At 74.5% G+C, this 12,334-nt stretch carries 14 protein-coding genes; 5 read left to right on the top strand and 9 right to left on the bottom strand.

Annotation, left to right across the window (positions count from 1 at the left end; translation table 11 throughout):
• Positions 1-43 precede the first annotated feature (43 nt).
• On the bottom strand, positions 44-475 hold the full coding sequence (locus tag OG335_RS07075) for an ATP-binding protein (RefSeq protein ID WP_405010155.1): 432 nt from the start codon (positions 473-475) through the stop codon (positions 44-46).
• A gap of 299 nt (positions 476-774) precedes the next feature.
• Here OG335_RS07075 and mutA point away from each other — a divergent pair, with 299 nt between their 5' ends.
• The 4 genes from mutA to OG335_RS07095 are packed head-to-tail and all read left to right on the top strand — an operon-like array spanning position 775 to position 6,448.
• Positions 775-2,658, top strand: a complete 1,884-nt coding sequence (gene mutA / locus OG335_RS07080) for a methylmalonyl-CoA mutase small subunit (RefSeq protein WP_405010156.1) — start codon at positions 775-777, stop codon at positions 2,656-2,658.
• On the top strand, positions 2,655-4,862 hold the full coding sequence (gene scpA / locus OG335_RS07085; RefSeq protein WP_405010157.1) for a methylmalonyl-CoA mutase: 2,208 nt from the start codon (positions 2,655-2,657) through the stop codon (positions 4,860-4,862). The genes mutA and scpA overlap by 4 nt, the downstream gene beginning before the upstream one ends.
• Before the next feature lie 12 nt (positions 4,863-4,874).
• Complete coding sequence (gene meaB / locus OG335_RS07090) at positions 4,875-5,867, top strand: methylmalonyl Co-A mutase-associated GTPase MeaB (RefSeq protein WP_405010158.1); 993 nt, start codon at positions 4,875-4,877, stop codon at positions 5,865-5,867.
• 26 nt (positions 5,868-5,893) lie between these two features.
• A complete protein-coding gene (locus tag OG335_RS07095) occupies positions 5,894-6,448 on the top strand; it encodes an NUDIX hydrolase (protein WP_405010159.1) in 555 nt (184 codons plus the stop codon).
• Between the two features lie 7 nt (positions 6,449-6,455).
• Here OG335_RS07095 and OG335_RS07100 read toward each other — a convergent pair whose 3' ends face one another.
• The 3 genes from OG335_RS07100 to OG335_RS07110 form a co-directional block, all read right to left on the bottom strand.
• Positions 6,456-7,808, bottom strand: a complete 1,353-nt coding sequence (locus tag OG335_RS07100; RefSeq protein WP_405010160.1) for an aminotransferase class I/II-fold pyridoxal phosphate-dependent enzyme — start codon at positions 7,806-7,808, stop codon at positions 6,456-6,458.
• 54 nt (positions 7,809-7,862) lie between these two features.
• A complete protein-coding gene (locus OG335_RS07105; RefSeq protein ID WP_405010161.1) occupies positions 7,863-8,702 on the bottom strand; it encodes an oxygenase MpaB family protein in 840 nt (279 codons plus the stop codon).
• 105 nt (positions 8,703-8,807) lie between these two features.
• Complete coding sequence (locus OG335_RS07110; RefSeq protein WP_405010162.1) at positions 8,808-9,251, bottom strand: SRPBCC family protein; 444 nt, start codon at positions 9,249-9,251, stop codon at positions 8,808-8,810.
• Positions 9,252-9,452: 201 nt separating this feature from the next.
• Between OG335_RS07110 and OG335_RS07115 the strand changes: the two genes are divergently transcribed.
• Positions 9,453-9,947 carry a DUF427 domain-containing protein gene (locus OG335_RS07115; protein ID WP_405010163.1) on the top strand — a complete coding sequence of 165 codons (495 nt, stop codon included), beginning with the start codon at positions 9,453-9,455 and terminating at the stop codon, positions 9,945-9,947.
• Positions 9,948-10,007: 60 nt separating this feature from the next.
• Here the strand turns inward: OG335_RS07115 and OG335_RS07120 are convergent, their stop codons facing one another.
• The 5 genes from OG335_RS07120 to OG335_RS07140 form a co-directional block, all read right to left on the bottom strand.
• Positions 10,008-10,421 carry an SsgA family sporulation/cell division regulator gene (locus tag OG335_RS07120; RefSeq protein WP_405010164.1) on the bottom strand — a complete coding sequence of 138 codons (414 nt, stop codon included), beginning with the start codon at positions 10,419-10,421 and terminating at the stop codon, positions 10,008-10,010.
• A 109-nt stretch (positions 10,422-10,530) separates the two neighbouring features.
• Entirely contained in the window at positions 10,531-10,962 is a 432-nt protein-coding gene (locus OG335_RS07125; protein WP_405010165.1) for an ATP-binding protein, read from the bottom strand.
• An 81-nt stretch (positions 10,963-11,043) separates the two neighbouring features.
• Positions 11,044-11,436, bottom strand: coding sequence for an STAS domain-containing protein (locus OG335_RS07130; protein WP_405010166.1), 393 nt, complete (start codon positions 11,434-11,436; stop codon positions 11,044-11,046).
• Positions 11,437-11,643: 207 nt separating this feature from the next.
• The gene (locus tag OG335_RS07135) at positions 11,644-12,000 is read right to left on the bottom strand and encodes a PRC-barrel domain-containing protein (protein WP_405010167.1); all 357 of its coding nucleotides are present in this window, start codon (positions 11,998-12,000) and stop codon (positions 11,644-11,646) included.
• Positions 12,001-12,043: 43 nt separating this feature from the next.
• The gene (locus OG335_RS07140; protein WP_405010168.1) at positions 12,044-12,304 is read right to left on the bottom strand and encodes a GlsB/YeaQ/YmgE family stress response membrane protein; all 261 of its coding nucleotides are present in this window, start codon (positions 12,302-12,304) and stop codon (positions 12,044-12,046) included.
• Between the last annotated feature and the right edge of the window lie 30 nt (positions 12,305-12,334).

Here is a 12,334-nt window from a genome sequence, read left to right on the forward strand (position 1 = left end):
GCGGTTTCCACGCGGCGGTTCCGGCATCGTCCGGCGGGAGGGGTCAGCCGGACGATGCGGGGCGGGTGATCTCGGCCCAGACGGTCTTGCCGACGGTGGCCGGGGCGACGCCCCAGGTGTCGGCGAGCCGGTCGAGCAGGTGCAGTCCGTGGCCGCCGGGCCGGTCAGGGCTGTGCGGGGCGCGGTGCTCCGGCAGGCCGGCGCCCTCGTCGGCGACCTCGATGCGCAGGGTGCGGTCGGTGAGCACGAGCAGCAGGCCGGTCGCGCCGTCGGCGTGCCGGCAGGCGTTGGCGACGAGCTCGGAGACGACCAGGCGGACGTCGCTCCCGAACTCCCCGCCGTCGGCGATCCCCCAGCCGCGGAGCGCCGCGGCGGTGAACTCCCGGCCGGCCCGGGCCTGGCCGGGTCCGGCGAGACGGAGCCTGCGCCGCCGGCCCGTGACGGGGCCGCCGACCGTCTGCGCGCTGCTGTTCATGTCCTCACCCTGCTGGCTCACGGGCCCGCCCGTCGAACCCCCGCCGTGCGGTGGAGGGGCGTGAGTGCCCGTCAGGCGGCGGCCGGCGGGCACGGCCCAGGTGTCACGCGGCACTGCCCGGGGTCGGCCCGTCGTGCCACTCCTCCTCTTCTCACCGCTTCCGGCGCCGCCGAAACGGGGGCCTGCCGACGGGCCCCGGCGGCCGTGTGCGGCACCTCACAGGGCGTGAAGTGCAACGAGTGGGAGATCACACCCGCGTCCTCTGCTGCGGCGATGCTAACGGCCCTTAACCTCTCCTCATGACGGTCCCGCCCGAAGGGCTTCCTCTGGCCGCCGAGTTCCCGGATGCGACCCGTGAGCAGTGGCAGCGCCTTGTCGAAGGCGTGCTGCGCAAATCCGGTTCGCAGTCCGTGACCGGCGAGCAGGCCGAGGACGCGCTCACCACCCAGCTCCAGGACGGGCTCCGCGCCCGCCCGCTGTACACCGCCCAGGACGCCCCGGCCGACGCCGGCTTCCCCGGCTTCCCGCCGTTCGTGCGCGGCGGCCGGCCCCAGGGAGCCACGGTCTCCGGCTGGGACGTGCGCCAGCTGCACGCCGACCCGGACCCGCGCCGCACCAACGAGGCGGTCCTCGCCGACCTGGAGAACGGCGTCACCTCGCTCTGGCTCGCGCTCGGCTCCGGCCGGCTGCCCCTCACGGCACTGCCGGACGCGCTGGAAGGCGTCTACCTCGACCTCGCCGCCGTCGCCCTCGACGCCGGAGCGGAGTTCCGGGCCGCCGCCGAGCAGCTCTTCGCACTGCTGACCGCCCGCGACGTGCCCGCCGACGCCGCCTCCGGCACGCTCGGCGCCGACCCGCTGGGCCTGCTCGCCCGCACCGGCGACGACGACCCGACCGACACACTGCTCGCCGACGCCACCGCACTCGCGGCCCGCTGCGCGCAGACCTACCCGGGCCTGCGCGCCCTGACCGTCGACGCCCTGCCCTACCACGAAGCCGGCGCCTCACCCGCGCAGGAACTCGGCTGCGCCCTGGCCACGGGCGTGGCCTACCTGCGGGCGCTGACCGCGGCCGGACTGCCCGTCGACACGGCCGCCGCCCAGCTGGAGTTCCGCTTCGCGGCCACCGGGGACCAGTTCCTGACGATCGCCAAGTTCCGTGCCGCGCGCCGCCTGTGGGCGCGGGTGGCGCAGGTGTCCGGGGTGGCGCCGCAGTCCTCCGCGCAGCGCCAGCACGCGGTGACGTCGAGTGTGATGATGACCGCCCGCGACCCGTGGGTGAACATGCTCCGCACCACCGTGGCCTGCCTGGCCGCCGGGGTGGGCGGGGCGGACGCGGTGACGGTGCTGCCCTTCGACGAGGCGGTCGGCCTGCCGGACGCCTTCGCCCGCAGGATCGCCCGCAACACGCAGTCGATCCTGCTGGAGGAGTCCCACCTCGCCCGGGTCGTCGACCCGGCCGGCGGCTCCTGGTACGTCGAGCGGCTCACCGACGAACTCGCGCACGCCGCCTGGGCATGGTTCCAGGAGATCGAAGCGGCCGGCGGCCAGCGGACCGCACTCACCTCCGGCCTGATCGCCGAACAGACCGCAGCGACCTGGGCGGCACGCTCGACCGCGATCGCCAAGCGCCGCGAACCCGTCACCGGCGTCAGCGAATTCCCGAACCTCGCCGAGCAGCCGCTGGTCCGCAAGCCGGCCCCGGCCGCGCCCGGCGGCGGCCTGCCACGGGTGCGGCGCGCGGACGCGTACGAGGAGCTCCGTGCCCGCTCGGATGCGCACCTGGCCGTGCACCGCAGCCGTCCGCTGCTGTTCCTGGCCTCCCTCGGGTCGGCGTCCGCGCACACCGCGCGGTCGACCTTCGCCGCCAACCTGTTCCAGGCCGGCGGCATCGCGACGGCCGGCGCGGAGGGCACCGACCCGGCGGCGCTGGCGGAGGCGTTCGCGGCGAGCGGCGCCACCGTGGCGTGCCTGTGCTCCAGCGACCCGGTGTACGCCGAGCACGCGGAGGCCGTGGCCGCCGCGCTGAAGGCCGCGGGCGCCGTGAAGGTGCTGCTGGCCGGCCGCCCCGGCGAGGCGGAGGATGGGTACCGGCAGGCCGGGGTCGACGAGTTCGTCTTCGTGGGCGTCGACGTCGTCACGACCCTGACCTCGCTGCTCGACGAGATGGGAGTGGCCCGATGATCCCCGACTTCACCACGATCGGGCTGGACCCGGACGGCACCGCCCCGGCGGTGACCGGCACACAGTGGCGCCAGGCCTGGCAACAGGAAACCGGCAAGGACGTCGACGACCTGGTCTGGGAGACCCCGGAAGGCATCGGCGTCAAACCCCTCTACACCGCCGACGACCTCACCGGCCTGGACTTCCTCGACACCTACCCCGGCATCGCCCCCTACCTCCGCGGCCCCTACCCCACCATGTACGTCAACCAGCCCTGGACGGTACGCCAGTACGCCGGCTTCTCCACCGCCGAGGAATCCAACGCCTTCTACCGCCGCAACCTCGCCGCCGGCCAGAAGGGCCTCTCCGTCGCCTTCGACCTCCCCACCCACCGCGGCTACGACAGCGACCACCCCCGCGTCACCGGCGACGTCGGCATGGCCGGAGTCGCCATCGACTCCATCTACGACATGCGCCAACTCTTCGACGGCATCCCCCTCGACAAGATGTCCGTCTCCATGACCATGAACGGCGCCGTCCTGCCCGTCCTCGCCCTCTACATCGTCGCCGCCGAAGAACAGGGCGTACCGCCGGAGAAACTCGCGGGGACCATCCAGAACGACATCCTCAAAGAATTCATGGTCCGCAACACCTACATCTACCCCCCGCAGCCCTCCATGCGGATCATCTCCGACATCTTCGCCTACACCTCCCAGAAGATGCCCCGCTACAACTCCATCTCCATCTCCGGCTACCACATCCAGGAAGCCGGAGCCACCGCCGACCTCGAACTCGCCTACACCCTCGCCGACGGCGTCGAATACCTCCGCGCCGGCCTCGACACCGGCCTCGACGTCGACGCCTTCGCCCCCCGCCTCTCCTTCTTCTGGGCCATCGGCACGAACTTCTTCATGGAGATCGCCAAACTCCGCGCCGCCCGCCTCCTCTGGGCGAAGCTGGTGAAGCAGTTCAACCCGAAGAACACCAAATCACTGTCCCTGCGCACCCACTCACAGACCTCCGGCTGGTCCCTCACCGCCCAGGACGTCTTCAACAACGTCACCCGCACCTGCGTCGAAGCCATGGCCGCCACCCAGGGCCACACCCAGTCCCTGCACACCAACGCCCTCGACGAAGCCCTCGCCCTGCCCACCGACTTCTCCGCCCGCATCGCCCGCAACACCCAGCTCATGCTCCAGCAGGAATCCGGCACCACCCACTCCATCGACCCCTGGGGCGGCTCCGCCTACGTCGAAAAACTCACCCACGACCTCGCCACCCGCGCCTGGCAGCACATCCAGGAAGTCGAAGCCGCCGGCGGCATGGCCAAAGCCATCGACGCCGGCATCCCCAAACTCCGCATCGAGGAAGCCGCCGCCCGCACCCAGGCCCGCATCGACTCCGGCCGCCAACCCGTCATCGGCGTCAACAAATACCGCACCGCCACCGACGAACAGATCGACGTCCTCACCGTCGACAACACCTCCGTCCGCACCCAGCAGATCGACAAACTCCGCCGACTGCGCGCCGAACGCGACGAAGCCGCCTGCCAGAACGCCCTGCACGCCCTCACCCGCTCCGCCCAGGAGGGTCCCGCGGGCGGCGGCTCCCTGGACGGCAACCTCCTGGCGCTGGCCGTTGACGCCGCCCGCGCCAAGGCCACCGTCGGCGAGATCTCCGACGCCCTGGAGAAGGTCTACGGCCGCCACTCCGGCCAGATCCGTACCATCTCCGGCGTGTACCGCGACGAAGCAGGACCCTCCGAAGGCGTGCAGCGCACCCGCGAACTCGTCGAACGCTTCGAGGAGGCCGAAGGCCGCCGCCCCCGCATCCTCGTCGCCAAAATGGGCCAGGACGGCCATGACCGCGGCCAGAAGGTCATCGCCACCGCCTTCGCCGACCTCGGCTTCACCGTCGACGTCGGCCCCCTCTTCCAGACCCCCGCCGAGGTCGCCCGCCAGGCCGTCGAAGCCGACGTCCACATCGTCGGCGTCTCCTCCCTCGCCGCCGGACACCTCACCCTCGTCCCCGCACTCAAAACCGAACTCGCCGAAGCCGGCCGCGAGGACATCACCATCGTCGTCGGCGGCGTCATCCCACCCCAGGACATCCCCACCCTCCTCGACATGGGCGCCGCCGCCGTCTTCCCACCCGGCACCGTCATCCCGGACGCGGCGTACGGCCTGCTGAAGTCCCTCGCCGCCGACCTCGGACACGAGTTGTGAGCCGCTGACCCCATGCCACCCCGGACGATCGACCCCGACCAGTACCGGCAGGGGGTGCTCGACGGCTCGCGCGCCTGGATCGCGCGGGCCGTCACCCTCGTCGAGTCCACCCGGCCCGACCACCGCGCGCTCGCCCAGCAGTTGCTGGTCGACCTGCTGCCGCACAGCGGCGCGGCCACCCGGATCGGCATCACCGGCGTCCCCGGCGTCGGCAAATCCACCTTCATCGAAGCCCTCGGCACCATGCTCACCGGCCGCGGCCACCACGTCGCGGTCCTCGCCGTCGACCCCACCTCCACCCGCACCGGCGGCTCCATCCTCGGCGACAAGACCCGCATGGAGAAACTCGCCACCGACCCGAACGCCTTCGTCCGCCCCTCCCCCACCTCCGGCACCCTCGGCGGCGTCGCCCGCGCCACCCGCGAATCCATGATCATCATGGAAGCCGCCGGCTACGACATCGTCCTCGTCGAAACCGTCGGCGTCGGACAGTCCGAAACCACCGTCGCCGACATGGTCGACACCTTCCTCCTCCTCACCCTCGCCCGCACCGGCGACCAACTCCAGGGCATCAAAAAAGGCATCCTCGAACTCGCCGACATCATCGCCGTCAACAAAGCCGACGGCCCCCACGAACACGACGCCAAAACCGCCGCCCGCGAACTCACCGGCGCCCTCCGCCTGCTGACGCCACCGGACGCCGAATGGACCCCACCCGTCCTCACCTGCAGCGGCCGCGACAACACCGGCCTCGACACCCTGTGGGAACGCCTGGAACAGCACCGGCGGACCCTCCACGCCACCGGCGCCCTCGACGCACGCCGCCGCACCCAACAGGTCGACTGGACCTGGGCCATGGTCCACGACCAACTGCTCTCCGCGCTCCGCGAGCACCCCGACGTACGGAGCCTGGCACCCGGGCTGGAGAGCCGGGTCCGCGAAGGCACGCTCACCGCCACGCTCGCCGCCCAGCAGATCCTGGACGCCTTTAACGGGAGGACGTGACCGGGCCCGCCGCCTAGGCTGCCGCCATGGCGACGACACCGGCACAGCTGCTCGACGGGTACCGGCCGCGGACGGACACCGAGGCGGCCGACCTCGCCCGCATCCTGCCGCTGCTGGCGGCCGACGACCCGTGGACGCGCGGGCTCCCGCTGCACCTCACGGTGTCGGCCCTGGTGGTCGACCGGGCGCGGCGCCGGGTGCTGCTGCGCTGGCACGAGCGGATGCGGGACTGGCTGCAGGTCGGCGGGCACGGCGACCCGGGCGAGACGGATCCGTCGGCGGTGGCGCTGCGGGAGGCGCGGGAGGAGACCGGGCTGCCCGACCTGGTGTTCTGGCCGGCCGAGGCGCTGGTGCACGTCGCCGTGCTGCCGGTACCCGCGAACGACCGGGAGCCCGCGCACGAGCACGCGGACCTGCGGTTCGTGCTCGCCACCGGCGTACCGGACGCGGCACGGCCGGAGAACCCTGCGGCGCGGCTGCGCTGGCTGCCCGTCGACGAGGCGCTCGCCCGCGCCGGGGAGCCGAACCTGCGCGAGACCCTCGCCCGGCTGCGGGACCTGCTGGACGCCGACGCGGCCTGACGGCCGGTCAGCCGCCGCGGGCGGCGTCCAGGTCGGTGCGCAGCACGGCGGCGATGTCCAGGGCCAGCCTCGGGATCTCCTCCTCGGACAGCCGGGAGACGGTGATCCGGATGCCGGGGCCGGAGGCGATGCGGAAGCGGGCGCCCGCCGTCACGACCCAGCCGCGCTGCAGCAGCCCGACCACGGCGGCGGTCTCGTCGTGGACGGGCACCCACACGTTGAAGCCGCTGCGGCCGTGCGCGGGCACGCCGAGCCCGGCGAGTGCGCTGACGAGCGCGCCCCGCCGAAGGGCGTAGTGCGCGGCGGCCCGCTCGCGGGAGGCCGCGCCGCCGGACCACAGCTGCGCGACGGCCCGCTGCAGCACGTGGCTCACCCAGCCGGCGCCGAGGCGCTGCCGGCCGCGCACCCGGTCGACGGTCGCGGTGTCGCCCGTGACGAGGGCGAGCCGCAGGTCCGGGCCGAGCAGTTTGGTGACGGACCGGACGAGCACCCACGAGTCGACGACCGGGCGGCCGGCGCCGTCGACGCACAGCAGCTGGTAGGGCTCGTCGGCGATGGCGTGCCCGAAGTCGTCCTCGACGAGCAGCACCCCGGGGTGGCCGGCGAGCACGGCGCGCAGCTCGGCCGCGCGGCGGGCGCTGACGGCGGCGCCGGTGGGGTTCTGCGCGCTGGAGGTGACGACGAGGGCGGCGGCGCCGCCGGCCAGGGCGCGCGCGGTGTCGGCCACGGTCGGGCCCTCGTCGTCGACCCGGACGGCGACGGTGCGCAGGCCCAGGGCGGCGAGCAGGTCGAGCAGGCTGCCCCAGCCCGGGTCCTCGACGGCGACGGAGTCGCCGGGCCGCAGCCGGGCGAGCAGCACCCGCTCGATCGCGTCGAGCGAGCCGGAGAGCACCGCGACGGAGCCGGCGGGCAGCCCGTCGGCCTCGAAGTCCGCGCGGGCCAGCGCGAGCAGCCGTTCGTCCACGGTGGCGCGGGCGTAGAGCACGGGGTCGCGGCGCTGCTCGGCGGCGGCGTACGCGAGGGCCTCCTCCAGCGGCGGGAGCAGGGCCGGGTCGGGGTTGCCGTCGGCGAGGTCGCGCGCCCCGGCGGGCACCTCGATGTGGCGCTGCTCGCGCGGGGTGTGCGAGGGCCGGGGGAGCACCCGGCTGCCGCGGCGGCCGGCGGTCTCGATGACGCCGCGGTCGCGCAGCAGGCGGTAGGCGGCGGCGACGGTGTTGGGGTTGACGGCGAGCTCGGTGGCGAGGTCCCGCAGCGGTGGCAGGGCGCTGCCGGGGGCCAGGGAGCCGTCCGCCACGGCGCGTTCGACGTCGGCGGCGATGTCGGCGGCCCGGCGGCCCCGGATGCGGTGTTCCTCTGGCATGCCGCACATTCTGCCGGACCGGGCGCCCGCACCCGGTCGCCGCAGGGTGCCCGGTCAGACGCCGTGCCGTTCGCGGGCGGCCACCAGGTGCGGGCCCTCCCGCCAGGAGCGCGGCAGGCGCAGGGCCGCGGTGCGCAGGGCGCGGGCCTCCAGGGTGGCGGTGCGGTCGGTGAGGGCCCAGCCGGGCAGCCCGTACATCCGGCGGGCCCAGCCGGGCAGCAGGGCGAGGGCGAGCCCGGCGAGGCCGGCCCAGGCGGGGGTGGCGGCGAGCGCGAGGCCGTGCAGGGGCGGCAGGAACGCGAAGCGGACGGCCTCGCGGGCGGCGGGCGTCACGAGCAGCCGGGGCCGGACGCGGGCGGTGTACCGGTCGAGTTCGGCCGGCGTCTCCGGGACGGGCACGGTGCCGGGCACACCGACGAGGCGGGCCACGGCGGCCTGCTCGCGGAGGTAGGTGGCGGCCTCCGCGTCCGTGAGGGCCAGGCCGGCCCGCCGGGCGGTGCCGAGGAACGAGCCGACCTCGCTGCAGTGCACCCAGAGGAGCAGCTCGGGGTCGTCGGCGCGGTAGGGCAGGCCGGTGACGGGTTCGGTGCCGCGGACGCGGACGTGCACCCGCCGCACCCGGTCGACCGCCTGCTGTGCCTCCGGGCCCGTGCCGTAGGTGACCGCGCCGATGAAGGAGGCGGTGCGGTGGAGGCGGCCCCAGGGGTCCTCGCGGAACGCGGAATGCTGGGCCACCCCGGCCATCGCCAGCGGGTGCAGGGCCTGCAGCAGGAGGGCCCGCAGGCCGCCGAGGGCCATCGACGGGTCCGCGTGGACCCGCCACGAGATGCTGTCGGGCCCGAAGAGCCCGTCGGCGGGCAGGGTCGTGCCCGGTCCGGGTCCGCCGTTCGGCATGGCGCACCTCCTTCGGGGGGAACCTTCCCCGGGCCGCCGTGCGGTGCCTGCTCGCACCGCTCGTGCAGCGGTCGGCCGGCACCGGGCCCGGGCGCGTCGGCCGGGTCAGCCGCGCGGGCTGCGGGCGGCGAGCACCTCCGGCAGCCGCTCGGCCACGCCGTCGGCGAGCCGCTCGAACTCGGCGCGCAGGAACGGCGCCGCGAGCCGGGCGAGGCCCTTGAACTCCAGGGTGGCACGGTAGTCGACGACCGTGCCGGGGCCGTCGGCGGTCACCGTGATGTCGTCCGTCGCGGTGACCGTGCGGTTCTCCCCGACGAAGACCAGCCGGCCCGGGTCGTGCCGCACGAGCCGGTACGACAGCTCGGTCGTCCGGCCCCGGAACCGTGAGACGTTGCGCCATCGCGCGCCGACGCCGACCGGGCCGTCGTCGGTGCGGGTGCAGCTGACGGTGCCCGGGTCCCACTCCTCGGTGCGGGCGAAGTCCGCCAGGTAGGCGGCCACCGCGTCCGCCGGGCGTGCCACGGTGATGATCCTCCGTACGGCGACCATGCCGTTCTTCCTCTCCGCTGTGCGGGCGCCCGGGACGGGCGGGCCCGGCCGGGTCCGACGTCCCGTATTCGGAGCCGCCGGGCCGCCGGACTGGTCCGGGCGGGCGATCCGCCGGCCCGTGCCGCCGTCCGGACGGCCCGCCGCTCCGAATGCATCGCAGAGGGGTCGGCGGCATGCCGGCACCGGGGAGAGGAGACGGCGATGCGGCAGGCGACGAACGGCCCCGGCACCGCGGTGGAGTCGGTCCGCGACTACCCGCGGCCCCCGCGGGTCGAGGCGGACGGGCGGCGGGTGACGGTCGGGCACGGCGGCCGCCGGGTCGCCTCCACCCGTGACGCGCTCCGGGTGCTGGAGACGCACCACCCCCCGGTGTACTACCTGCCGATGGAGGCCGTGACCCCGGGCCTGCTGGTGCCGGCCCGGCGCCGCACCTGGTGCGAGTGGAAGGGCACCGCCGTGTACTGGGACCTCGTCGTGGACGGGCTGCGCTGCCCCGGGGCCGCCTGGAGCTATCCGGATCCGTCGCCGGGGTTCGAGCGGATCAGGGACCACCTGGCGTTCCACCCGTCGCGGGTCGACCGCTGCACCGTCGACGGCGAGGTCGTGACCGCCCAGGAGGGCGACTTCTACGGCGGGTGGATCACCTCGTGGGTCGCCGGACCGTTCAAGGGCGGCCCCGGCACCGCCGGCTGGTGAGCGCCCCGGCGGACCCCCGGCCCCGGACCCCGGGGTCCGGCACCGGCCGGGGCGCCCGGGTCAGGCGTCCGTCATCCGCAGGAAGTCCTCCAGCGTGTCGGGCAGCGCCACCCGCTCCTCACCGGGCCGCACCGCGTCGGCGGTGGCGCCGAGGAAGGCCCGCAACTCGGCGGTCTCGACCTGCACGAGGGCGGAGCCGTTGCGGTTGTGGAACTCGACCTCGGTGTACCGGCCGTCGCGCGGGGCGAGGCGGATGTCGCCCGCCCCGACGGGCCCGGCGAGGCCGTCCAGCAGGAGGTCGCGGGAGACCCGCCAGCGCACCGGGGCGTCTCCGCCGCCCGGTTCGTCGGCCGCCGGGTCGGGGAACTCCAGCACCACGGCGTAGGGGTCGTCGGAGTCGTAGCGCAGCACCATCGGCACGACACCGGGGACGGGGGCGGGTATGGAGGCGGCACCGGACTGCGCGATGATCACGTTCGTCTCCCGGGGAGGTCCGTAGCGGTCGGTCGCCGCCTGCCCCGGATCCGGCCCGGCATGCACGAGCCGGACAGTCCCGCCCTCCGGGCGTCCTGCCCCGTGGGTCTCAGCCCAGGCGCGGGGGGAGCTCCACCTCGGCCCACACCGCCTTGCCGCCCTCGTGCGGGGTCACCCCCCAGTCGGCGCTGAGCCGCCCGACGATGTGCAGGCCGTGGCCGCCGGGCCGCGACGAGTTGTGCGGGCTGCGCGGTTCCGGGCAGCCCTCCCCCTCGTCCAGCACCTCGATCCGGATGCGGTCCTCCGCCAGCACCAGGACGAGCTCCTCCGGACCACCGGCGTGCAGGCACGCGTTGGAGACCAGCTCGGAGACGATCAGGCGCACGTCCTCGTCCACGAGCTCCTCGGTGGACAGCCCCCAGTCGAGGAGCACCTTGGAGGTGAACTCCCGACCGAGCCTGACCTGGCCGGTGGAGCCGAAGACGCATCGACGCCGCTGCCCCACGAAGGGCCCTTCGGCGGTCTGCCAACTGCTGCTCATGTCCTCACCCTGCTGGAATTCCGGAACGTCCCTGTCGGCCCCCGCCCCGGGCCGTCCGTCCGGAGCGGCCCTGGGCCGTCCTCACCCGGCAGCGCATGCCTCCTCCACCGACTCGAACACCCGGAAGACCGCACCGGCCCCCGTCAGCTCGAAGAGCCTGCTCATCTGCGGGTTCGGCTCCGCCAGCACCAGCGGCACCCCGGCCTGTTCGGCGTCCAGCCGGAGCTGGAGCAGAAGGTTCAGACCGGTGGAGTCGCAGAACCCCACGCCCGAGAGGTCGACGCACAGCAGGTCCGGCGCGGACGCCACGACCTCCCGCAACGGGCCCTGCACCTCGACCATGCTGTCCAGGTCGAGGTCCCCGGTCAGCGCGCAGATCAGCGCCCCGTCCGGACCGGTCACCGTCCGCAGCGCCGAATCCGCGCCCGCGGGGCGGTCGGCCGCCGACCCCGTACCCAGCTCACCGCTGCTCATGTCTCCAGGTCCTCCGCAGACGCCCCGGCTGCCTTCCGGCCGGCCGGTCGTCGGTATTCCCACCACGGTCGGCCGACGATCCCGCCGGCCGACCTGCACCGTACCCGTTGACGCCCGGGCCCGAACCTCCGGGGGGCCACGGCGCGTCGGCCGGGCGGCGACGGAGCCGTGGCCCCGCCGCAGGCCCGCCTGCGCCCCGGCGGGGCGTCAGATCATCCGGCCGAAGCCGTAGTACCCCGCGAGCGTGTGCAGGTATCCCGGCTCCACGCCGGCGGACTCCGCCTGGACGAACTCCGGCGCACCCTTGATCTCGTCCTTCGACCGGTCCACCAGGACGACCCGGGTGTCGTGGTCGATCCGCAGCACGGTGCCCGCCGGGAGCAGCACCTGCCGGCCGAAGATCCACGGCCCGGTGTCCACCACCAGGTAGGAGGCGTCGACCTCGACGGAGTGCCGGTCGACCTTGCCGATCGGGCCGTCGACGGCCTCCACGGCGTAGCCGATCAGATCGGCGCCCGCGCGGTGGCCGCTCCCGGGGCTGTGGCTCCACAGGTTCCTGTCCATTTCTTCTCCTTCGTCCCGCCCGGTGCCGGTCGGCCCGGCGGTGTCAGCGCCGGCGGCCGCTGTACATCGGCGTCGCCGCGGCGATCAGCACGGCCGCCACACCCACCTGCAGCAGGTGGCGCACCCAGTCGATGCCACCGGTGTGCCGCACCCCGAGGTACGAGGCCAGGGCGTTGCCCAGCAGCGCGCCGACGGCGCCGATCAGCACGGTCAGCCACAGCGGTACGGGCTGACGGCCCGGCAGGACCAGTTTCGCGAGCAGGCCCACGATCAGGCCGGCGACCAGTGCCCAGACGATCGTCATGTCACTCCACCTCTCATCCGGTCCCTGTTC

This window comes from Kitasatospora sp. NBC_01539 (genome assembly GCF_045040525.1).
In the GTDB taxonomy this organism is placed as follows: Bacteria; Actinomycetota; Actinomycetes; order Streptomycetales; family Streptomycetaceae; genus Kitasatospora.

Bases quoted from the DNA above. Each gene is read 5' to 3' on its own strand.
- OG335_RS07095 (WP_405010159.1), top strand. From the start codon at position 5,894: ATGGCGACGACACCGGCACAGCTGCTCGACGGGTACCGGCCGCGGACG.
- OG335_RS07125 (WP_405010165.1), bottom strand. From the start codon at position 10,962: ATGAGCAGCAGTTGGCAGACCGCCGAAGGGCCCTTCGTGGGGCAGCGG.
- OG335_RS07135 (WP_405010167.1), bottom strand. From the start codon at position 12,000: ATGGACAGGAACCTGTGGAGCCACAGCCCCGGGAGCGGCCACCGCGCG.
- mutA (WP_405010156.1), top strand. From the start codon at position 775: ATGACGGTCCCGCCCGAAGGGCTTCCTCTGGCCGCCGAGTTCCCGGAT.
- scpA (WP_405010157.1), top strand. From the start codon at position 2,655: ATGATCCCCGACTTCACCACGATCGGGCTGGACCCGGACGGCACCGCC.
- OG335_RS07075 (WP_405010155.1), bottom strand. From the start codon at position 475: ATGAACAGCAGCGCGCAGACGGTCGGCGGCCCCGTCACGGGCCGGCGG.
- meaB (WP_405010158.1), top strand. From the start codon at position 4,875: ATGCCACCCCGGACGATCGACCCCGACCAGTACCGGCAGGGGGTGCTC.
- OG335_RS07140 (WP_405010168.1), bottom strand. From the start codon at position 12,304: ATGACGATCGTCTGGGCACTGGTCGCCGGCCTGATCGTGGGCCTGCTC.
- OG335_RS07110 (WP_405010162.1), bottom strand. From the start codon at position 9,251: ATGGTCGCCGTACGGAGGATCATCACCGTGGCACGCCCGGCGGACGCG.
- OG335_RS07100 (WP_405010160.1), bottom strand. From the start codon at position 7,808: ATGCCAGAGGAACACCGCATCCGGGGCCGCCGGGCCGCCGACATCGCC.
- OG335_RS07105 (WP_405010161.1), bottom strand. From the start codon at position 8,702: ATGCCGAACGGCGGACCCGGACCGGGCACGACCCTGCCCGCCGACGGG.
- OG335_RS07130 (WP_405010166.1), bottom strand. From the start codon at position 11,436: ATGAGCAGCGGTGAGCTGGGTACGGGGTCGGCGGCCGACCGCCCCGCG.
- OG335_RS07115 (WP_405010163.1), top strand. From the start codon at position 9,453: ATGCGGCAGGCGACGAACGGCCCCGGCACCGCGGTGGAGTCGGTCCGC.